Origin of the sequence: Aliamphritea spongicola, from assembly GCF_017051665.1 — a bacterium.
Taxonomy (GTDB): domain Bacteria; phylum Pseudomonadota; class Gammaproteobacteria; order Pseudomonadales; family Balneatricaceae; genus Amphritea; species Amphritea spongicola.
Genome location: NZ_JAFIDL010000156.1, coordinates 1 through 255 on the forward strand (window position 1 = coordinate 1; position 255 = coordinate 255).

The 255-nt window shown below is 58.4% G+C and carries 1 protein-coding gene; it reads right to left on the reverse strand.

What is annotated here, in order from left to right; all coding sequences use genetic code 11:
- The coding region (locus JYB63_RS23155) for an Ig-like domain-containing protein (RefSeq protein WP_205660257.1) at positions 1-255 on the reverse strand (255 nt) is incomplete at both ends.

The window sequence follows — 255 nt, forward strand, 5'->3', positions numbered from 1 at the left end:
TGGCGGCATCGGTGACCGTATAAGTGAAACTGTCCGAACCGTTGAAGTTCGCATTTGGCGTGTAGGTGTAGGTGCCATCGGTGTTGAACACCAGTGTACCGTTGCTCACGCCAGTCGCCACGGCATAGGTCAGTGTGCCGCCACTGGTAGTGGAGTCGTTGCCCGCGACGGTGCCATTTACCGCAGTGTCTTCGTCAGTGGTCGCGGTGTCATCGGCAGCGGTCAGGTCGGTCACCGGGTTAACCGTGATCATGA